Annotated in this window: 16 protein-coding genes; 5 read left to right on the top strand and 11 right to left on the bottom strand. The window is 71.6% G+C overall.

All coding sequences use genetic code 11. The features are described from left to right. Positions 1 to 38 precede the first annotated feature (38 nt). Positions 39 to 3,704, top strand: coding sequence for an IPTL-CTERM sorting domain-containing protein (locus Q9R47_RS13735; RefSeq protein WP_311233757.1), 3,666 nt, complete (start codon positions 39 to 41; stop codon positions 3,702 to 3,704). A gap of 166 nt (positions 3,705 to 3,870) precedes the next feature. On the opposite strand, the gene Q9R47_RS13730 is transcribed toward Q9R47_RS13735, so the two are convergent. The 5 genes from Q9R47_RS13730 to Q9R47_RS13710 all read right to left on the bottom strand — a co-directional run bounded on the left by Q9R47_RS13730 (position 3,871) and on the right by Q9R47_RS13710 (position 8,739). After that, positions 3,871 to 4,557 (bottom strand): response regulator transcription factor, encoded by a 687-nt coding sequence (locus Q9R47_RS13730; RefSeq protein WP_311233756.1) that lies wholly within the window; start codon positions 4,555 to 4,557, stop codon positions 3,871 to 3,873. Between the two features lie 190 nt (positions 4,558 to 4,747). Further along, a complete protein-coding gene (locus Q9R47_RS13725; protein ID WP_311233755.1) occupies positions 4,748 to 5,785 on the bottom strand; it encodes a serine/threonine protein kinase in 1,038 nt (345 codons plus the stop codon). Then, positions 5,754 to 7,232, bottom strand: a complete 1,479-nt coding sequence (locus Q9R47_RS13720; protein WP_311233754.1) for a bifunctional serine/threonine-protein kinase/universal stress protein — start codon at positions 7,230 to 7,232, stop codon at positions 5,754 to 5,756. The genes Q9R47_RS13725 and Q9R47_RS13720 overlap by 32 nt, the downstream gene beginning before the upstream one ends. Before the next feature lie 18 nt (positions 7,233 to 7,250). Further along, positions 7,251 to 8,009 (bottom strand): metallophosphoesterase family protein, encoded by a 759-nt coding sequence (locus tag Q9R47_RS13715; RefSeq protein ID WP_311233753.1) that lies wholly within the window; start codon positions 8,007 to 8,009, stop codon positions 7,251 to 7,253. 334 nt (positions 8,010 to 8,343) lie between these two features. Continuing rightward, positions 8,344 to 8,739: a hypothetical protein gene (locus tag Q9R47_RS13710; protein ID WP_311233752.1), complete on the bottom strand. Its 396-nt coding sequence runs from the start codon at positions 8,737 to 8,739 to the stop codon at positions 8,344 to 8,346. A gap of 79 nt (positions 8,740 to 8,818) precedes the next feature. Here Q9R47_RS13710 and Q9R47_RS13705 point away from each other — a divergent pair, with 79 nt between their 5' ends. Beyond that, on the top strand, positions 8,819 to 8,941 hold the full coding sequence (locus Q9R47_RS13705; RefSeq protein ID WP_311233751.1) for a hypothetical protein: 123 nt from the start codon (positions 8,819 to 8,821) through the stop codon (positions 8,939 to 8,941). 167 nt (positions 8,942 to 9,108) lie between these two features. Here the strand turns inward: Q9R47_RS13705 and Q9R47_RS13700 are convergent, their stop codons facing one another. From Q9R47_RS13700 to Q9R47_RS13680, 5 genes are all read right to left on the bottom strand, one after another. Further along, a complete protein-coding gene (locus Q9R47_RS13700) occupies positions 9,109 to 9,525 on the bottom strand; it encodes an organic hydroperoxide resistance protein (protein WP_311233750.1) in 417 nt (138 codons plus the stop codon). A 40-nt stretch (positions 9,526 to 9,565) separates the two neighbouring features. Continuing rightward, complete coding sequence (locus tag Q9R47_RS13695; protein WP_311233749.1) at positions 9,566 to 10,036, bottom strand: MarR family transcriptional regulator; 471 nt, start codon at positions 10,034 to 10,036, stop codon at positions 9,566 to 9,568. 181 nt (positions 10,037 to 10,217) lie between these two features. After that, positions 10,218 to 11,066 (bottom strand): 3-hydroxybutyryl-CoA dehydrogenase, encoded by an 849-nt coding sequence (locus Q9R47_RS13690; RefSeq protein ID WP_311233748.1) that lies wholly within the window; start codon positions 11,064 to 11,066, stop codon positions 10,218 to 10,220. Between the two features lie 71 nt (positions 11,067 to 11,137). Next, complete coding sequence (locus Q9R47_RS13685; RefSeq protein ID WP_311233747.1) at positions 11,138 to 11,953, bottom strand: ABC transporter permease; 816 nt, start codon at positions 11,951 to 11,953, stop codon at positions 11,138 to 11,140. 58 nt (positions 11,954 to 12,011) lie between these two features. Next, entirely contained in the window at positions 12,012 to 12,959 is a 948-nt protein-coding gene (locus Q9R47_RS13680; RefSeq protein ID WP_311233746.1) for an ATP-binding cassette domain-containing protein, read from the bottom strand. A gap of 72 nt (positions 12,960 to 13,031) precedes the next feature. Between Q9R47_RS13680 and purT the strand changes: the two genes are divergently transcribed. Then, a complete protein-coding gene (gene purT, locus Q9R47_RS13675) occupies positions 13,032 to 14,276 on the top strand; it encodes a formate-dependent phosphoribosylglycinamide formyltransferase (protein WP_311233745.1) in 1,245 nt (414 codons plus the stop codon). Between the two features lie 88 nt (positions 14,277 to 14,364). Here the strand turns inward: purT and Q9R47_RS13670 are convergent, their stop codons facing one another. Further along, positions 14,365 to 15,366, bottom strand: coding sequence for a LacI family DNA-binding transcriptional regulator (locus Q9R47_RS13670; protein ID WP_311233744.1), 1,002 nt, complete (start codon positions 15,364 to 15,366; stop codon positions 14,365 to 14,367). A 309-nt stretch (positions 15,367 to 15,675) separates the two neighbouring features. Here Q9R47_RS13670 and ptsP point away from each other — a divergent pair, with 309 nt between their 5' ends. Then, positions 15,676 to 18,261: a phosphoenolpyruvate--protein phosphotransferase gene (ptsP, locus tag Q9R47_RS13665; protein WP_311233743.1), complete on the top strand. Its 2,586-nt coding sequence runs from the start codon at positions 15,676 to 15,678 to the stop codon at positions 18,259 to 18,261. A 7-nt stretch (positions 18,262 to 18,268) separates the two neighbouring features. Beyond that, a complete protein-coding gene (locus tag Q9R47_RS13660) occupies positions 18,269 to 19,261 on the top strand; it encodes a 1-phosphofructokinase family hexose kinase (protein ID WP_311233742.1) in 993 nt (330 codons plus the stop codon).

The following is a 19,261-nucleotide window of genomic DNA, read 5'->3' as shown; positions in this document are numbered from 1 at the left end:
GTGGCCGGCTTCCGAACCACCAATTCACAGGAGATGGCATGCTTCTTTCTTCGCCACAGCGGGCGGACGCTCCGGCGTTGCCCGGAGGCCGCCGCACGGGCGCCGCACGCGCAGTGCGCCACGGTGTCCTCGTCGCCGCCCTGCTGGCCGCCGCGGGCGCGGCCGGCGCGCAGACCACGGACATCCTCGTCAACCAGGATGCCGTGCCTGCGTCCGCCTCGGGCCCGGCGGGCGGCACCTTCCACTACGTGGTCAAGGTGCGCCACAACACCGGCACCGCCGCCACCGGCGTGCGGCTGACGGACACGCTGCCGCTGGGCGCCGTGTTCCAGTCCGTCACCACCAGCCCGGCCGGTGCGTCCTGCCTGCCCGCCATCGCGCCGGGAACGGCCATCACGGCCGCGAACCAGGTCGTGCAATGCGACCTGGGAACGCTGGCGGTGAACGCCACCAAGACCGTGGACTTCGCGCTGGTGCTGCCCACCGTGTCCACCAACTGGATCAACAGCGCGCGCGTGACGCGCAACGAAACCGATTCCGATCCCAGCAACGATGCGCTGGACCGCCGCATCACCACCACCGAGGCCGCCGACCTGGCGCTCGCGGTGACCACCGACCCGCTCGCTCCCCCGGGCAGCCCGATCGCGCCCGGCCAGCCGTATGCCTACCTGGTGGACGTGGGCAACCAAGGCCCGACCGACATTCCGACCGGCGGCCGCGTGCAGGTGTCCTTCAGCGTGCCCACCGGCACCGCGGTGACGCGCGCGGGCGGCACCAACGGCTGGAGCTGCACGCCCGCGGCATCGAACGCCTCGCCGCTGGTCTCGCCGGGCGCGCCCGCGCCAGCCACGGTGGTCACCTGCTCGCGCACCGGCGCGCTGGCCGCGGGGGCCGCGGCGCCGCAGCTGCGCGTGGAAGCGGCGCCCAACGTGACGGGCTCCATCACCACCTCGTTCTCCGTGCAGGGCTACAAGGACGGCTCCACCGAGATGCCCGACGGGCAGCCGTCCAACAACACCGGCACGGCCGAGGTGAACGTCGCCGGCACGGGCTCGGACGTGTCCATCGCCAAGGCCGTGAGCGGCGGCACCACCTACGGCGTCGGCGACCAGGTGACCTACACGCTCACGCCCCGTCTGAACGGCGGCATGGCGCTCGACGGGGTGCCCGTGCGCGTGGTCGATACGCTGGGCGCGGGGCTGTCCTTCGTGTCCGCCGCCGGCACCGGCTGGACCTGCACCCCCGCGGGCCAGACGATCACCTGCGATCTGCCCGCCGCCACCGCTTCCAGCTACACCAACCTGCCGGCGATCACCGTGCGGGCGCAGGTGCAGCAGACGGGCACGCTGGCCAACAGCGCGACGGTGGCCATGACGGGCCGCTCGGACCCGAACACCAACAACAACGCCACGCCCGACGTCTTCATCACCGCCACCAGTGAAGCCGATCTGCAGATCACGAAATCGGCGTCGAACTACCAGAACGGGCAGGGCGTGGCCATCGCCATCGGCCAGACTTACCAGTACCGGCTGCGCGTGCGCAACCTCGGGCGGCTGGCCGTGCCCGCGACCTCGGGCGCGACGCCGCAGATCCCCTCCATCGTGGTGAACGACTCGGTGCCCGCAGGGGTGACGCTGACGGGCCTGAACGCAGCCTCCGGTGCGGGTTGGAACTGCAGCGCGCTGCCGATCGTCGGCCCTGGCACTTTCACCTGCGAGCGCGTCGCGGGCCTGGCCGTGAACACGAACGCACCGGACATCGTGGTGGATGCCGTGCGCACCACCGCGGGCTCCGCCACCAACAACGCCTGCGTGAATTTCAGCCCCGCCACCGGCGGCACGCGCGAAGACCCCTGGCTCAACGACTCCGCCCACGGCATCAACTGCCAGGGCATCGGCGTGGGCGCCTCCGACCAGACGCCGGGCAATGAGGTGTCCGCCGACGTGCGCGTGGCCAAGACCTTCGACAAGGCTTCGGTGCCGGCCGGCGACGTGCTCACCTACACCCTGGTGGTGACCAACCAGGGCCCGAACCCCGCCACCAACGTGAGCCTGCGCGATGCGCTGGGCAGCCTGGTGTCGAGCAGCGGCTCGCCGGGACTCGTTTCGGTGAACACCACGGCGGGCACCTGCACGCCCTCGGGCGCGACCAACGCCACCTCGTCCACGCTGGTATGCCAGCTCGGCACGCTGGCGAGCGGCGCGAGCGCCACGGTGACCGTGGCCGTGCGGCCCACGGTGGCCACCACGGCGCAGCGCAGCAACACCGCCACCGCGTTCTCCGCCGACGTGGTGGACCCGGTGCTGGGCAACAACACCTCCACCGTGCAGAGCGAGGTCACGGCGCGCGTGGACCTGGTCGCCTCCAAGACCGTGTCGCCCACGCCGCGCGCCATCTCCGGCGAGCCCATCACCTACACGGTGCGTGCGAAGAACAACGGCCCCTCGTCGGCCGAGAACGTCTGGCTGAAGGACACGCTGCCCGCAGGCACCGTGCTGATCGGCACGCCCACGGCCACTGGCGGCGGCACCTGCGATCCCGTGGGTAGCGACGGCACGCTCAACTGCCGCTGGGGCACCACGGGCGCGAGCATGCTGCTGGCGAACGGCGGGCAGTACGAAGTCACCTACCGCCTGCGGCCCACCGCCGCATGGACGGCCGGCCAGGTGTTGAACAACGAGGTGGAGATCGGCACCGCCACGGACGAGCCCAACCTCGCGAACAACAAGGCCCAGGCCCAGGTCGAGCTGACCCAGCCCGAACTGGACGTGCTGGTATCGATGGCGCACAGCGCGGACGCGATCGCGCTCGGCGCCGAGACCACCTACACGATCACCGTGAAGAACTCCGGCCCTTCGTTCGGCACGAACGTGGTGATGACCGATACCTTCCCGGTCACGCACCCGACCAACGGCGCCACGTCGGCGACCTTCAGCTATACCGGCAACCTGACGGTGGACCAGGGCGGCACCTGCACCCAGCCCGCCGTGGGCGCGACCACGGGCAGCGTGGTGTGCACCTTCCCGGGCCTCGCGAAGGACCAGGTCGCCACGATCACGTTCCGCATGAAGGCGCTGAGCCTGCCGACGGGTGCCGAGGCGGGCACGGTGTTCCACAAGGCCGTGGTGTCGGTGCGCGAAACCGAGTTCCTGCGCGGCGGCCAGGACGTGGTGGTGAACAACACCACCTACGACCAGACCTCGACCAAGCGCAACGCGATCGCCACCGACCTGTCGATCACGAAGAACGGCCCGGACGGCCCGATCGCGCCCGGCGCGGACGTGGACTACGTGCTCACCGTGCGCAACCTCGGCCAGCTCACCAGCCAGGGCGCGCAGGCGATCGACGTGCTGCCCGCCGGCCTGTCGTTCGTGTCGTCCACCGACTGCACGTTCGCCTCCGGCACGGTGAACTGCATGGTGGGCGAGCTGGCGGCCGGTGCGAGCCGCGACTTCCGGTTCAAGGCCAAGCTCGCGTCGCCCTATGAAGGCGCGCGCCCGCTCGTGAACACCGCCACGCTGGACGCACCGGGCGACACCGACCCGGGCAACAACAGCGCGTCCAAGAGCACCCGGATCGAGTCGACGCCCAGCGAAGTGGCCCCCATCCCGACGCTGTCGCAGTGGGGCCTGATCGTGCTGTCGTGCCTGCTCGGCCTGCTGGCCCTGCGCCAGTCCACGACCGGCCAGCGGCGCGGCCGATGAGGTGATCTGAACGGGGGCACACCAAAGCCCCCGGTTCATAGCCTGCGATGAGGCGCGGCCTTTCCCATCAAAAGGCCGCGGAGCAGGCCACGCCAGCAGACGCCGTGGAACGGGCTTTGCCCGGCCACTGGCGTCGTCCCCCTGGGGGGATGGCGCCGGAGGCGACTCAGGGGGGGTTAACAGCCTCCAGGCGATACCCCACCCCATACACCGCCGTGATCACGTACCTATGGTCCGGCACCAGCGCCAGCTTGGCGCGCAGGCGCGAGACATGCGTGTCCAGTGAGCGCGAGGGCGCGTCGTGGATGTCGCCCCACACGGCCTCGCGCAGGTGCTCGCGCGAGAGCAGCCGGCCCGCGTTCTGGAACATGAACAAAGCCAGCTCGTATTCCTTGTTCTTCAGCTCCACCGGCGCGCCGTCCACCAGCAGACTGCGCTGCTCCGGATCGAACCGGTAGCGGCCGAACACCAGCGTGCCGGCCACCGCCTGCGGATAGGCGCGCCGCAGCAGGGCGCCGCAGCGCGCCATGAACTCGCCCATGCGCAAGGGCTTGGTCATGAAATCGTCGGCGCCGCAGGCCAGTGCCTCCACCAGGTCCTGCTCGGCATTGCGGCGGGTGATGAAGAGGATGGGCACGTTGTCCGAGGCCGCGCGCACGGTGCGGATCACCTCCAGCCCCTCCATGTCCGGAAGGTGCCAGTCCACCACCAGCAGGTCGTAGGTGTCCGTGCGCAGCGCCTTCAGCAGTTCCTTGCCTTCCTGGTAGAGGTGGCAGGTGTGGCCGGCGCGTGTGGCCGTCACCTGGAGAAGATCGAGAAGGATCGGGTCGTCGTCGAGAACTGCGATGCGCATGGAAACGGGAGCGGAGCGGCGGGGCGTGCCATGCCATGCAGGCCGCCCGCAATGCGCCAAGGAGAATACGAAGCGACCGAAACTAACGCCGTACGCGCGCGACGCGTGGAAATTGACAATTGTTTGCGTTTCCTGCTCGGCCGTGGCGTGCCGCGCACGCTACCGTACTGGTAGCGCCCCGACGCGTAGCTCACGCCGCCAGCGGCTCTTCCTGCATTGCCTCGATCTGCTCGCGCAGCATGTCCACCTGCCCGCGCCAGTAGTCGCTGCTGCCGAACCAGGGGAAGTTGATCGGGAAGATCGGATCGCTCCAGCGGCGCGCGAGCCAGGCGCTGTAGTGGATCAGGCGCAGCGTGCGCAGCGGCTCGATCAGCGCGAGCTCGCGGCGGTCGAAATCGCGGAACTGCTCGTAGCCGTCCAGCAGGGCCGAGAGCTGCTGCGTGCGCTGGCGCCGCTCGCCCGACAGCAGCATCCACAGGTCCTGCACCGCCGGCCCCATGCGCGCGTCGTCCAGGTCCACGAAGTGCGGGCCGCCGCCCGGCAGGTCGGCGGGCGTCCACAGCACATTGCCCGGGTGGCAATCGCCATGCAGGCGCAGCACTGCGTGCGGCGCGGCGGTGCCGGTTGCCGCCATCTTCTCTTCGATCAGCGCGATCGCGTCGCCGCAGGCGGCGGTCCACGCCGACTGCTGGTCGAGCGGAATCGCTTCCGCCTGCAGCAGGGCGTCGCGTGGCTCGGCGGCGAAGCTGCGCACGTCGAGCGCCGGGCGGCACACGAACGGCCGCGCCGCGCCCACGGTGTGGATGCGAGCGAGGAAGCGGCCGATCCATTCCAGCGTCTCGAAATCCTCCAGGTCGGGCGTGCGGCCGCCGCGCCAGGGGCTTACGGAAAACAGGAAACCTCCATGTTCGTGCAGCGTGCGCCCCTGCACGGCGAGCGGCGCGACCACGGGCACCTCGGCTTCGGCCAGTTCCGCGGAGAAGGCGTGCTCTTCCAGGATCTGCGCCTCGCTCCAGCGGCCCGGGCGGTAGAACTTGGCGACCACGCGCGTGCCGTCCTCCAGGTGCGCCTGATAGACCCGGTTCTCGTACGAGCCCAAGGCCATGAGGCGGCCGTCGCCGTACAGGCCGATGGCCGCGAGCGCGTCCAGCACCCGGTCGGGCGTGAGGTGGGCGTAGGGGTGGAGGTCGTCGCCCTCAGGGGCCGGTGGTAAGTGCATGGCCGGCATTGTCGCCCGCCGGCAGCGCGGCGGTGGTCGCGGCGGTGGCACTGGCCTGCTGCGGCTTCACCAGGATCACCGTGCAGGGCGCGTCGCGCACCACGCGCAGCGGAATGGTGTCGATGAAGCGCTGCAACGGCACGCCGTGCGTGGCGGCGCCCAGGATCATCACGCCCACGCGGTTGCCCGCCGCGTAGCGCACCAGCGCCTGCGCGACGTCGCCCGATTCGAGCACGTGGAAGCTCGCGCCGTGGCCCTGCAGTTCGAGCCGGGACGCCCATTGGCGCAGCCGCACGAGGTGGCGCCGGTGCAGCGTGGTCTCGCTGCGCTCGGGGTCGGTGGCGCTGCTGGCCGAGGGCGACACCACGGTCACGCAGGCGAGACGCGCGCCCGGGCGGATGCCCAGCGAGCGTGCCGCCGCCTCGCGCAGCGCCTGCAGCGTGTCGTCGGCCGCGTCCTCGCCCGGCAGCGCCACCATGAGGATCGGAGCGGCCTCGATCAGCCGCGCCGGCAGCGGGCTGGGCTGGTAGTGCATGCCGGCCGCGCGCAGCCAGCGGCGCAGGTGGGTGCGCAGGCCCGGACCGCGCAGCCGGTGCGCGCGCTCGGTGAGCGGCACCTGCTGCGGGTTGGCGAGATCGAACGCGAGCTGCGCGGCGGACGGGTAGCGCTGCGCGGCCTCGGGCTCCAGGCAGCGCAGGATCACCTCCTGCAGCCAGGGCGGTGTGTCGGGGCGGTGCTGGCGCGGCGGGCGCGGCGTCATCCACAGCCGCTGGCGCAGGCCGCCGCGCGTGGCCGGCGCGCCGAACGGCAGCTCGCCGGTGGCGAGTTCGTAGAGCATCACGCCGATCGCGAACACGTCGCTGCGCAGGTCGCCGCGCACGCCCACCACCTGCTCGGGGGCGATCCAGGCGGGCGAGCCCACGGCCTCGCGCATCTCCTCGGCCAGCAGGTCGGGGTAGTGCGCATGGAACGAGAGGCCGAAATCCAGCAGCACCGCGCGGCCGTCCGGCCGCAGCAGCACGTTGGCGGGTTTCAGGTCCAGGTGGCAGACGTTCTGCTGGTGCAGGCTGTGCGCCGCGAGGGCCATGGCCGCGCCGAGCCGCGCGATCTCGTCCGCGCCGGGGCGGCCGCCCGCGTCCAGGCGATGCTGCAGCGTGTCGCCCTCGACGTATTCCATGGCGAGGTAGGGCAGGCGCGCCAGATCGCCCGCGGCCACGAAGCGCGGCGCGTGCGGGCCTTGCAGCGCCGGCAGGATCTGCAGCTCCACCTCGAAGCCGACGATGTTCTCGGCGCCGTCGCCGGCCGTCATGCGCGGCACCTTCATCACCAGCGGAAAGCCGGGGTCGCGTGCCGCATCCGTGCACGCCACGCGGTAGATGTGCGCCATGCCGCCCGCGTGCAGGCATTCGCGGACGACGAATCCATCCACCACGGCGCCAGGGGACAGCAGCTGCATCGGGGGCGCGGGGCGGGGTCAGCGGCCCTGTTCGAGCCGGTCCGCGAAGAACGCGGGCAGCCCCGCGGCGCGCACGGCCGCGGCCGCCGCGGCATGGTCGTACGGCACGCGGTGGAAGGCGATCGTGGCCGCGCCGTCGTCGAACAGCGCGTACATGGCGCGCACGTCGCGGTCGCGCGGCTGGCCCACCGATCCGGCCACCGCCAGCCACTGCCGGTGCGGCGGCACGGGCACGGGCACGCCGGGCTGGGGCACGAAGCGCATGAGCTTGGCGGTGGGCGTGAGGAAGTAGAGCGCCTGCTCGTGCACGTGGCCGCAGAAGACATAGCGGATGGCCGGGTCGATGGCGCTCGCGGCGGCCATGCTGCGCTCCGCCGCGCCGGCATCGTGCACGTAGTGCCACTGCCCGGGGTCGTCCGCGCTCGCGTGGACCAGCAGCGCCGAGGCACCCAGCCGCCGTGCGAGCGGCAGGTCCGCGAGGAACCCGCTGTGCCGCGGCGCGAGCTGCGCATGCGTCCACTGCGCGCTCTGGTCGCCGAGCAGCGGCGAATCCAACGGGGGATCGAGCGCGGCCGCGTCGTGGTTGCCCAGCACGCAGGGCGCGCCCTGCGCGGCCAGTTCCATCACCGTGTCGAGCACCGCCGCCGGATCGCCGCCGTAGCCGACCATGTCGCCGAGCAGGGCGAACTGCTCCGCACCCTGCGCGCGCGCATGCGCGAGGCAGGCATCGAGCGCCTGGCGGTTGGCGTGGATGTCGGCGAACAGGGCGATCTTCATGGGGGGCGCGCGGGCGCGGAACGGTCGTGGATCGGCAGGATGCGGAATTCAGTGGTGGCCAGCGGTAGCCAGCGGTGGACACCGGCGGCGCTGCTCGACATGATGGCGCGGAAAGACCGGTTTCGGCGCGCGGGTGCAGCAAAAAGCCCGGGCGATCCGTGGGCCAGGGCGTGGAGAACGTGCATAAGTGACATCGGCGGGCCGGAATTCGCTATTTCTGGCAATGGAACGCCAACTGGTGCAGGTTCGGCGCGACCGCCGGTGCGGTGGGCGCAACCCCTGCCGCCGGCCCGGTCCGCCGCTGCGGGGGCGGACGGAGTGGGGGTGCCGGACCTCAGCGGGGCCAGTAGCCGTCGTTGTGGCCGTAGTAGTCGGCGCGCTGGCGCAGCCCGTGGCGGTCGTACTGGTCGGGGTCCTGGTCCAATGGGGACCCGGCGTAGCCGCCCAGCCGTTTCTCGCCCTGCATGGATTCGCGGTGTTCGCGCACCGGCGCCGCAGCACGCTCCAGGCGGCGTTCGAACGCGTCCGCCCCGAGCTCGATCCGGCGCCCGTGGTCGCCGGCGACGGGCACGCCGTTGCGTTGGGCCCAGATCTGGTGCTCCAGGGCATAGAACTGCCGGGTCTGGTCCCCCAGGTGCGGCGCATATTGCTCGGCGTAGTGGCGCAGCTCCGCCGACTGGTGGCGTACGGCCTCCGTACGGCGGTGCGCGTCCGCCGCCTCGCGGCTCATGCGGGGAGGGGAGGACGGGGGGGAGGGGGATGAGGCGCGCCGGGGCGGGCGGTCCAACGGGTGCGCGTGGCGTCGCGACGTGCGCGAGCTGCTGGACTCGGCCGCGTCGTTGCCGTGGCGTGATTGCGAGCGGCTGCTGCTGTTGCTGCCGCCGATGCGTATCCCGAAGAAGCGGGGGATGGGTGATCTCCGTCAAAAGTGAGTTGGAGTCACGGTAGGCAGCCCACGCGATGGAGGTGGCGGCCGATACGACGGCACGGATGGCCGCGCGAAGCGATGGGCGCATGCTCCGCGCGGGCACGCCGAGGGTCGCCATGGCGTGCGCACCGCAGGGGCGGCGCACGCCCCGTGCGGCGCGCCGGCCGGTCGTCAGACCAGCGTGATGGTCACGTCGATGTTGCCGCGGGTGGCGTTGGAGTAGGGGCACACCTGGTGGGCGGCGTCGATCAGTTGCTGGGCCTTGTCCTTGTCCAGGCCGGGCAGGGACACGTTCAGGCGGGCAGCGATGCCATAGGCATTCGGGATCTGGCCCAGGTCCACTTCGGCGTCGACCGACACGTCCTGCGGCACGGCGATGCCCAGCTTGCCGCCGACGGCCTTCATGGCGCCGATGAAGCAGGCGGAGTAGCCGGCAGCGAAAAGCTGCTCGGGGTTCGTGCCCGTGCCGCTGGTGCCGGGGGCCGACAGCTTCACGTCCAGGCGGCCGTCATCGGTGCGCGAGGCGCCATCGCGGCCGCCGGTGGTGTGGGCGCGGGCGGTATAGAGGACTTTGTCGAGCGTGGTCATATGGACTCCTTGGGTTGGTTGAACGGGAACAGAGAAACGGTCAGCCCGGGCTTCGGGCGATGCGATCGCGCAGCGCGGTGAGCTGCACGGTGAGCGCCTCCAGCTCCGGAATGGTGCACTGGCTGCGCTCGAGCACGCAATGGGGGATCGGCTCGGCCCGGGCGCGCAGCGCGCGGCCCGCGTCGGTCAGGGCGATGCGCACGCGGCGCTCGTCTTCGGCATCGCGCTGCCGCGCCACGAGGCCCGAGGCCTCCAGCCGCTTGAGCAGCGGCGTGAGCGTGCCGGAATCCAGGCACAGGCGCTCGCCGAGTTCCGAGACGGTGACGCCTTCGCGCTCCCAGAGGGCGAGCATGGCGATGTACTGCGGATAGGTGAGGCCGACGGCATCGAGCAGCGGCTTGTAGAGCTTGGTCATCGCCAGCGACGCCGAATACAGGGCGAAGCAGACCTGGCTGTCCAGCCGCTGGAGGGCAGGGACGGGGGCCGTGGCTGGGATGGTGCGGGAGGGCATGGGTCGTATTGTGTGCGTCAATTGAATTGAGTGCAATTCGATTGTGTAAAACCATTCTGGGAAGATGGCCTATGCGGGCATTGCGTGTGCGAGGTGGGCAACGGGCGGCGCGCCCGTGCGATGTCCGTCCTGCTGGGAGCCTGCCGGGGCGCGACGCGCAGGCGCCCCCCGGCGGCGGACCTCAGTAGCTGTAGACGCCCCGACCCGTCTTGCGGCCCAGGCGGCCCGCGGCCACCATCTCCTTGAGCAGCGGGCAGGGGCGGTACTTGCTGTCGCCGAATTCCTCCAGATAGACGTTCATCACCGCCAGGCACACATCGAGGCCGATCATGTCGGCCAGCGCCAGCGGGCCGATCGGCTGGTTGCAGCCGAGCTTCATGCCGGCGTCGATGTCTTCCGGCGTGGCCAGGCCTTCGGCCAGCACGAAGAAGGCCTCGTTGATCATCGGCACCAGGATGCGGTTCACCACGAAGCCCGGCGCGTTCTTCACGGTGATCGGGCTCTTGCCCAGGCGCTCGGCCAGGGCCTTCACGGCATCGTGCGTGGCGTCGCTGGTCTGCAGGCCGCGGATGATCTCCACCAGCGCCATCATCGGCACCGGGTTGAAGAAGTGCATGCCGATGAAGCGGTCGGGCCGCGACGTGGCGGCGGCCAGTTGCGTGATGGAGATCGACGAGGTGTTCGACGCGATGATCACCTCGGGCGCCGCGATCGCGTCCACCTGTTTCAGGATCTTCACCTTGAGTTCGTGGTTCTCGGTGGCGGCCTCGATGATGAGCTGCGCGGCCTTCAGGTCGTCGTAGTTCGTCGAGGTCCTGATGCGCGCGAGCGCTGCGTCCTTGTCGGCCGCGGTGATCTTTTCCTTCTTGATGAGCCGGTCCAGGCTGCCGGACACGGTGGCCAGGCCCTTTTGCACGGCCGCGTCGGAGATGTCCACCATCACCGCGTCGATGCCGGCGACGGCGCACGCCTGCGCGATGCCGTTGCCCATGGTGCCCGCGCCGATGATGCCGACGGTGTTGATCGTCATTGGAAATCCTCCTGAAGAACGAGTGGAAAAGGAAAAAAGAAAAAAGGAAAGAAACGAAAGGGCGGAACGACCTACTTCGCGAAGCGCCGGCGCGTGAGCGCGAGCGCGATCCAGAACGAGGCCAGCGCGGTGAGGCCCACCACCAGCCCGTGGCGCAGCGGGTGCGCGGGCCACTGGTCCATGAAGAGCGGCCGGACCAATTCGACCACGTTGGTGAGCGGCAGCCAGTCCGAAATGCGACGCACCAGCTCCGGCAGCTGCTCGCGCGGGAAGAACACGCCCGAGAGGAACATCATCGGCGTGAGCACCAGCGTGAAGTAGTACGTGAAGAAATCGTAGCCCTTGGCCAGGGCGTTGAAGATGAGCGCGATGCTGGAGAACATCACGCCCGCCACCAGCAGGATGGGCCAGGCGAGCAGCAGCTTCGGGCTGTGGCTGATGCCCAGCGCCAGCATCACGCCCATGATCGCCGTCACGGTGAAGAACGCCTTGAACGCGGCCCAGAGCATCTCGGCCAGCACCACGTCGTCCAGGCCCACGGGAGCGTTCATGATGCCGTCCCAGGTCTTCTGCACGTGCATGCGCGAGAACGCGGAGTAGAGCGCCTCGAAGCTCGCGGCGTTCATCGCGCTCATGCAGATCGAGCCGCTGGCGAGGAACAGGATGTAGGGCACCGTGCGCCCGTCCACGTTCACCTGGCCCACCAGCGCGCCCATGCCGTAGCCGAAGGCCACCAGCCACATCAGCGGCTCGGCGATGTTGCCCAGCAGGCTCGGCACCGCGAGCTTGCGCCACACGAGCAGGTTGCGCAGGAACACGGGCCACCAGCGCGCGGTAGGCGCGGGCGGGCGCCAGTGGCTGGGCAGGGAAGGCGTGGAAGAGGCCATGGGATCGGTCCTGGAGGCGGCAGACAGGGAAGGGGAAGAAAGAGGGCGCGGAGCCGCTTCACTCGCGGATCTGGCGGCCCGTGAGCTTGAGGAACAGGTCCTCCAGGTTGGCTGGGCGGTGCAGGCGCCGCAGCTGCGCATGGTGGTCGAGCGCGGCGAGCAGCGGGCGCGCATCCTGGGTGTAGAAGAACACCGTCTCGCCGCTCACCTCCACGCGCGCCGCGAGCGGGCGCAATGCGGCGTCGTCCGCCAGCGCCAGCGCGCCCTGGCCGTACACCTCGACCACGTCGCTCTCCAGGTGCTCGGCGATCAGTTCGCGCGGGCGGCCCTCGGCGATCTTGCGGCCGTGGTCCAGCACCAGCAGCCGCGTGCACAGGCGCTCGGCCTCGTCCATGAAATGCGTGGTGAGCAGGATCGACTTGCCCTGCTGCTGCAGCAACTGCTGCAGGCGCTCCCACATCAGGTGGCGGGCCTGCGGGTCCAGGCCCGTGGTGGGCTCGTCGAGCAGCAGCAGCGCCGGGTCGTTCACCAGCGCCCGCGCGAGCGAGAGGCGCCGCTTCATGCCGCCCGACAGCTCTCCCGGTTTCGCGTCGGCCTTGTGGGAGAGCGCGGCGAACTCCAGCAGCCGCGGCACGCGCTCGTCCATCACCCGGCCGCGCAGGCCGAAGTAGCGGCCGAACACGTGCAGGTTCTCCGCGCAGGTGAAGTCCGGGTCGAGCGTGTCGAACTGCGTCACCACGCCCAGCTGCGCCTTGATGGCGCGCGCGTCCTGCGGCATGCGCAGCGGCGCGCCGCCGCCGGGCGGGTGGAAGCGCACGCTGCCTTCGTCCGGCGCCGTGAGGCCCAGGCACATGCGCAGCGTGGTCGTCTTGCCCGCACCGTTGGGCCCGATCACGCCCAGGCATTCGCCCGGCGCGATGGAAAACGACAGGTCGTCCACCACGGCGGTGCCGCCGTAGCGCTTGCGCAGGTGGGCGATCTCGAAAAGCGGAGAGGGTGTGGCCATGGCGTCTATTATTGGCCGCCCTTTTTGCGCTCCATCCGCCCTCCCTTCCTTCCCTTTCTTTTCGACGATCACATGCCCATCACCCTCGGCACCCCCCTCTCGCCTTCCGCCACCAAAGTCATGCTGCTCGGCTCCGGCGAGCTGGGCAAGGAAGTGCTCATCGCCCTGCAGCGCCTGGGCGTGGAAACCACGGCCGTGGACCGCTACGAGAACGCGCCCGGCCAGCAGGTGGCGCACCATGCGCGCACCATCACCATGAGCGACCCGGCCCAGCTCAAGAGCCTGATCGAGTCCGAGCGCCCGCACCTGGTCGTGCCCGAGATCGAAGCCATCGCCACGCCCATGCTCGAAGAGCTGGAAGCCGCCGGCACCGTGCGCGTGATCCCCACGGCCCGCGCCGCGCGCCTCACCATGGACCGCGAAGGCATCCGGCGCCTGGCCGCCGAGACGCTGGGCCTGCCCACCAGCCCCTACCGCTTCTGCGATTCGGCCGAGGAACTGCAGGCCGCCATCGACGGCACCGACGGCCAGCCCGCCATCGGCTTCCCGTGCGTGGTCAAGCCGGTGATGAGCAGCTCCGGCAAGGGCCAGAGCAAGCTGGACGGCCCGGCCGACGTGCAAAAGGCCTGGGACTACGCCATGGCCGGCGGCCGCGTGAGCCATGGCCGCGTCATCGTCGAGGGCTTCATCGACTTCGACTACGAGATCACCCTGCTCACCGTGCGCGCCCTGGCCGCCGACGGAAGCATCCAGACGCACTTCTGCGAGCCCATCGGCCACAAGCAGGTCAGCGGCGACTACGTGGAAAGCTGGCAGCCCCAGCCGATGCCGTCCCTCGCGCTGCAGCGCGCCCAGGACATCGCCCGGGCCGTGACCGACGACCTGGGCCGCGGCCTGGACGGCCAGCCGTCGGGGCAGGGCCTGTTCGGAGTGGAACTGTTCGTGAAAGGCGACGAGGTGTGGTTCAGCGAAGTGAGCCCGCGCCCGCACGACACCGGCCTGGTCACCCTCGCCACCCAGCACCAGAGCGAATTCGAGCTGCATGCGCGCGCCATCCTCGGCCTGCCGGTGGACACCCGCCTGCGCAACCCGGGCGCCAGCGCCGTGATCTACGGCGGCATGGACGCCCAGGGCATCGCCTTCGACGGCGTGGACGAGGCGCTGCGCGTGCCGGACACCGACCTGCGCCTCTTCGGCAAGCCCGAGAGCTTCACCAAGCGCCGTATGGGCGTGGCGGTGGCCCGGGCGGACGACGTGGAGACGGCACGCGCCAATGCGAAGCTGGCGGCGGGCAAGGTGAAGCCGCGCAAGGCGTGAGCCGAAGGCCGGCCGCTGTGGTGGCCCGCCGTGCGTCCAGGCCCGTGGGCCGGCGGGCTTCGGCCGGCTGGGCGATGGGGCGCGGGCGCTAGGACGGGCCGCGCGGCCCGGCGCTCGATCCCCGCACCACCAGTTCCCCCTCCAGCACCACGCGCCGCGCCGGCCGCGCCGGCTCCTGCATGCGCTGCAGCAGCAGTTCCGCCGCCGTGCGGCCGATGTCGTAGGTGGGCTGGGCGACGGTGGTCACGTCCAGCGCGGGCAGGGCGGTCCAGTCGTTGTTGTCGAAGCCGGCGATGCCGATGTCCCGCGGGGTGCGCAGGCCGGCGCCCTGCACGGCCTGCAGGGCGCCGAGCAGCAGCAGGCCGTTGGTGGCGAGCAGCGCGTCGGGGCGTTGGTCCGGCGCGGCGGCCAGCAGCTGCGCGGTGGCCCGCTCGCCCGCATCGCGCGTGGGATCGAGCCAGACCGGCCGCGGTGCGAGGCCCTGGGCGGCCAGGGCCTGCGCATAGCCCGCATGGCGCTGCTGGCCCGTGGTGCTGTGGGTGCCGGCGAGCAGGGCGATGCGGCGGTAGCCCGATTGCAACAGGTGCTCCGTGGCGCGCCGCGCCGCGGCCTGGTTGTCGAGCACCACGCGGTCCACGCGCGTGCCTTCCAGCGCACGGTCCACCAGCACCAGCGGAAATGGCCATGCCTCGGGCCGCAGCCGCTGCAGGCCCTCCATGGTGGGCGACAGGATCACGCCGCTGGCCTGCTCGTCGGCCATCAGTTCCAGGTACGACTGCTCCTTGGCGGGGTTTTCGTCGCTGTTGCAGAGGATGAGCCGCAGGCCGTTGCGGTAGGCCATATCTTCCACCGCACGGCCGACGTCGGTGAAGAAGGGGCTGCGGATGTCGGACACGATCAGGCCCACGAGCGAGGCGCGGCGCTGGCGCAGGCGGCGCGCCGCGAGGTTGGGCCGGTAGCCCAGCTCGGCGATCGCCTGCTCCACGCGCTCGCGCAGCGTGGAACGCACGGCGCCGGGGGTGGTGAGCACGCGCGAGACGGTGGTGGTGGATACGCCCGCGCGCTGCGCGACGTCCTTGATGCTGGCCAATCCGGGCTCCTGGGCAAAGGCGGTCGATAGGGATGCGGGGACCGGCACGCGGCGCTGCGCCGGAAACGCCCGATTCCTTCGCAACGATGGTAACGATTCCAGAATTGACCTGGCAAGTCCGTGGCCACCGCTGCGCGGAAACGCTGCGAAAGCGTCACTGAAAAAGCCTGGAAGCATTTCAGATCGCCTGAATTTCTAGGTGTTTTCCCGCAGATTGCCGTGCCGGGCTCTGCGGGAACGCTTGCCCTCCCGCGAGGCAAACCTCCATAATTGCGTTTGGAATCGATACCAAATTCAGGAGACATGTCCATGTCCACCATTCCGGTCGAGGTCCGCCTGGGCGCGGCACCGCACAACCGCGAAGACGCCGTGCGCGCCGCCGGCGCGCTGCTGGCGCAGGCCGGCCACATCCAGCCCGCCTACGTCGAGAGCCTTCTGCAGCGCGAGAAGGTCGCCAACACCTTTCTGGGCGAAGGGCTGGCCATTCCGCACGGCATGGTGGAAGACAAGCACCTCGTGCGCCGCACCGGCCTGGCCGTGCTGCAGGTGCCGGCCGGCGTGCGCTGGGGCGACGACGCCAAGCAGGCGAAGCTGGTGGTGGCGATCGCGGCGGCGTCCGACGAGCACATCCAGGTGCTGCGCCGGCTCACCCGCGTGATGCGCGACGCCGACCTGATGCAGCGCCTGGCCACCACGGGCGACGCGCAGGAGATCGTCCGCGCCCTCACGGCCGATGCGCCGGAAGGCAGCGCCGGCGCCGGTGCGCAGGGCGCGGCGCTGGAGGATTTCCCCCTGGGGCGCGAGCTCTCCCTCAACTACCCCAGCGGCCTGCATGCGCGGCCGGCGGGCGAATGGGCGCGCGTGGCCGGCCGCTTCCAGGCGCGCGTGCACGTGCGCTGCGGCGACGCGGTGGCCGACGCCAAGAGCGTGGCCGCGCTGCTGGGTCTGGGGGCCGGGCGCGGCGCGCAGTTGCGCGTGTCCGCCCAGGGGCCGGATGCGGCCGCGGCGCTCTCCACCCTGGCCGCGACCATCGCGCGGCTGGGCGAGGAGGAGGCCCGGCAGGCCGAGCTGTCGGCCGCGCGGCAGGCCCAGGCGCAGGGCCTGGGGCGCGAGCTGGGCGATTGGCAGCCCGCGGCGCGGCACACCTTCACGGGCATCGCCGCCAGCCCCGGCCTGGTGGTCGGCACGCTGGTGCATGCGGAGGCCGCCACACTGGAGGTAGAGGACCGCTTCACCTCCGTGGCGGCCGAGGCCGCCGCGCTGGACGGCGCATTCGCCGCCGCGCAGGCGCAACTGGAGCAACTCGCCGCCGACGCGAAGACCGCCGGCCGCACCGAGCAGGCGGGCATCTTCGCAGCCCACCAGGGGCTGCTGCGCGACGCCGAACTGATGCAGGCCGTGAGCCGCACCGTGGTGCAGCGCCACGGCGCCGCCTGGGCCTGGCGCCATGCGGTGCACGAGCGCGTGATCGCGCAACGCGCACTGCCGGACGCCACCCTGGCGGCCCGCGCGGCCGACCTGCAGGACGTGGGCGAGCGCGTGCTGCGCCACCTGCTGGGCCTGGACGGCGATGCCGAAGGGCCGGGCACGGCCTGGCCCGAGGACGCGATCCTGCTGGCCGACGATATTTCTCCCTCGATGGCCGCGCAGATCGATCCCGGACGCGTGCGCGGCTTCTGTACCGCGCGCGGCGGGCCCACGGCGCACACGGCCATCCTGGCGCGCGCCCTGGGGCTGCCGGCCGTGGTGGCCGCCGGCTCGGGCGTGCTGCCCGTGCAGGGCGGTGCGCAGGGCCCGGCCTTGTCCGGCATGCCGGCCATCCTGGACGGCTACCGCGGCCGGCTGTACGTGGCGCCCAGCGAGACCGCGCTGGTGGAGGCGCGCGAACGCATGGCGCGCCTCGCGGGCCGGCAGGCGGAAGAGGCCCGCACCCGCCGCGAACCCGCCACCACCACCGATGGCCACACGGTGGAGATCGCCGCGAACGTGAACCGCGCCGACCAGGTCGCGAAGGCGCTGGAATCGGGCGCCGAAGGCGTGGGCCTGATGCGCACCGAGTTCCTCTTTCTGGAGCGCGACACCGTGCCGGACGAGGAAGCGCAGTACCAGGCCTACCGCGGCATGGTCGAGGCGCTGCAGGGCCGGCCGCTCGTCGTGCGCACGCTGGACATCGGCGGCGACAAGCGCGTGCCCCACCTGGACCTGCCCGTGGAAGAGAACCCCTTCCTCGGCGTGCGCGGCGCCCGGCTGGCGCTGCGGCGCGACGACCTGCTGGTGCCGCAGCTGCGCGCGCTCTACCGCGCCGCGCGGCACGGCCCGCTGCAGGTGATGTTCCCGATGATCAGCACCGTCGAAGAAGTGCATGCACTGCGTGCGCGCATGGAGGCCGTGCGCGCCGAACTGCAGGCTCCGGCGGTGCCCGTGGGCATCATGATCGAGGTGCCTTCGGCCGCGCTGGCTGCGGACCGCCTCGCCGCCCACGTGGACTTCTTCTCCATCGGCACCAACGACCTGACCCAATACACGCTGGCGGTGGACCGCCAGCATCCGGAGCTCGCCGGCATGGCCGACAGCCTGCATCCCGCCGTGCTGCGCCTCGTGGAGCGCACGGTGGTCGGCGCGGCACGCCACGGGCGCTGGGTGGGCGTGTGCGGCGGGCTGGCCGGCGAACCCCTGGGCGCGGCACTGCTGGTGGGCCTGGGCGTGCAGGAGCTCAGCATGAGCGCCGGTGACATCGGCACCGTGAAGGCCCTGCTGCGGCGCCATTCGCTGGCCGAGCTGCAGGCGCTGGCCCGCAGCGCGCTCGACGTGGACACGGCCGATGAAGTGCGCGCCCTGGGCGCTGCGCTGCGTCCGGCTGCGCAGGCACCGGTGCAGGAGGCGGACCATGGCTGAGAACGGCATGCCCCGCGTTTTCACGATCACCCTCAACCCGGCGATCGACCATACGGTGCGGGTGGAGTCCCTCGTGCCCGGCCACGTGCACCGCGCGCTCGGCCAGCAGGTGGAGGCAGGCGGCAAGGGCGTGGGTGTCGCCGCGGTGCTCGCGGCGCTCGGCGTGCCCGTGACGGCCACCGGCTGGCTGGGCGCGGACAACGACGCCGTGTTCGCTGCCGCCTTCGCCGCGCGCGGCATCACGGACGGCATGCTGCGCCTGCCGGGCGCCACGCGGACCAACATCAAGATTGCCGACGCCGCGCGTGGCGATTCCACCGACATCAACCTGCCGGGCCTGGCCCTGGAGCCCGCCGCACTCGCGCGCGCCGAGGCCGATCTCACGGCCGCGCTGTGCGCACAGGTGCGGGCCGGAGACTGGTGCGAACTCGCCGGCAGCCTGCCGCCCGGCGCCGATGCCGCCGTCTGGGAGCGCATCGCCCGGGCCGTGGCGGCGCTCGGCGCGCGCATCGCCATCGACACGGGCGGCGCGGTGCTGCGGCAGTTGCTGGCGGCCCTGGCCGATCCGGCGCGCGGCGCCGTGGTGCCCGTGGATTTCATCAAGCCCAACCGCGCCGAGCTGGAGGAACTGGCCGGCCGCGATCTGCCCACGCCGGGCGACGTGGCCGAGGCCGCCGCCGCGCTGTGCCGCAAGCACGGAGTGCGGCAACTCGCCGTCTCCCTGGGCGGCGACGGTGCGGTGATCGCCAGCGCCGGGGGCTGCTGGCATGCCGCCGCGCCGCGCGTGCCCGTGGCCACCACGGTGGGCGCCGGCGACGCGCTGGTGGCCGGCACGCTCGCGGCGCTCTCGCAGGGGCAGGCCATGCCCGGCGCCGCCGCCTTCGGCATGGCCTGCGCGGCCGCGCGCATCCAGCGCATCGCCCCGGGCCTGCCGCCGCGCGGCGAGGTCGACGCGCTCGCGGCATCCATCACCGCCCAACCGCTGCACGGGCCGCGGTAA

It is taken from the genome of Acidovorax sp. PRC11 (assembly GCF_031844105.1).
GTDB lineage: Bacteria > Pseudomonadota > Gammaproteobacteria > Burkholderiales > Burkholderiaceae_C > Paracidovorax.
The sequence above is the reverse complement of the archived record's forward strand: the minus strand, read 5'-3'. Positions and strand labels throughout refer to the sequence as shown.

Coding starts and splice junctions, on each gene's coding strand:
- ptsP (WP_311233743.1), top strand. CDS start 15,676: ATGTCCACCATTCCGGTCGAGGTCCGCCTGGGCGCGGCACCGCACAAC.
- Q9R47_RS13690 (WP_311233748.1), bottom strand. CDS start 11,066: ATGACGATCAACACCGTCGGCATCATCGGCGCGGGCACCATGGGCAAC.
- Q9R47_RS13695 (WP_311233749.1), bottom strand. CDS start 10,036: ATGCCCTCCCGCACCATCCCAGCCACGGCCCCCGTCCCTGCCCTCCAG.
- Q9R47_RS13685 (WP_311233747.1), bottom strand. CDS start 11,953: ATGGCCTCTTCCACGCCTTCCCTGCCCAGCCACTGGCGCCCGCCCGCG.
- Q9R47_RS13700 (WP_311233750.1), bottom strand. CDS start 9,525: ATGACCACGCTCGACAAAGTCCTCTATACCGCCCGCGCCCACACCACC.
- Q9R47_RS13660 (WP_311233742.1), top strand. CDS start 18,269: ATGCCCCGCGTTTTCACGATCACCCTCAACCCGGCGATCGACCATACG.
- Q9R47_RS13725 (WP_311233755.1), bottom strand. CDS start 5,785: ATGCCGGCCATGCACTTACCACCGGCCCCTGAGGGCGACGACCTCCAC.
- Q9R47_RS13715 (WP_311233753.1), bottom strand. CDS start 8,009: ATGAAGATCGCCCTGTTCGCCGACATCCACGCCAACCGCCAGGCGCTC.
- purT (WP_311233745.1), top strand. CDS start 13,032: ATGCCCATCACCCTCGGCACCCCCCTCTCGCCTTCCGCCACCAAAGTC.
- Q9R47_RS13680 (WP_311233746.1), bottom strand. CDS start 12,959: ATGGCCACACCCTCTCCGCTTTTCGAGATCGCCCACCTGCGCAAGCGC.
- Q9R47_RS13720 (WP_311233754.1), bottom strand. CDS start 7,232: ATGCAGCTGCTGTCCCCTGGCGCCGTGGTGGATGGATTCGTCGTCCGC.
- Q9R47_RS13735 (WP_311233757.1), top strand. CDS start 39: ATGCTTCTTTCTTCGCCACAGCGGGCGGACGCTCCGGCGTTGCCCGGA.
- Q9R47_RS13710 (WP_311233752.1), bottom strand. CDS start 8,739: ATGAGCCGCGAGGCGGCGGACGCGCACCGCCGTACGGAGGCCGTACGC.
- Q9R47_RS13730 (WP_311233756.1), bottom strand. CDS start 4,557: ATGCGCATCGCAGTTCTCGACGACGACCCGATCCTTCTCGATCTTCTC.